Annotated in this window: 1 protein-coding gene; it reads right to left on the reverse strand. The window is 68.1% G+C overall.

The annotated features are described in order from the left end of the window. Window positions 1-405 (reverse strand): ATP-binding cassette domain-containing protein (locus ENZ75_RS34125; protein WP_128278707.1); only part of this gene is annotated, 405 nt, incomplete at both ends.

Genomic DNA, 405 nt, shown 5'->3' on the forward strand with positions numbered 1-405 from the left:
CACCCCGCGGCTCCCGCCACGGGCCGCTCATCGTCCGGCCGCAACTGCAGGTCATGGAGCGCGCGGTAGCGTCCACCGAGCGCCAGCAACTCCTCATGCGTGCCGCGCTCGACGATCCGGCCGCCCTCGACGAACAGGATCTGGTCGGCATGCATCAGCGAACTCAGCCGGTGCGAGATGATGAGCGTCACGCGATCCCTGGCGAAGCGTTTCATCGCTGCCCGGATACGCTGTTCGGTGCCGGCGTCGATGGCCGCGGTGGAATCATCGAAGACCAGCACGGACGGCCGCAGCATCAGGCTGCGGGCGATGGTCAGGCGCTGCCGCTGGCCACCGGAAAGCGACGCGCCGCGCTCGCCGACGACTGTGGTGTAACCGGCTGGGAGGCCCATGATGTAATTGTGC

Source organism: Mesorhizobium sp. M7A.F.Ca.CA.002.04.1.1, assembly GCF_004022805.1.
Lineage (GTDB): Bacteria > Pseudomonadota > Alphaproteobacteria > Rhizobiales > Rhizobiaceae > Mesorhizobium > Mesorhizobium ciceri.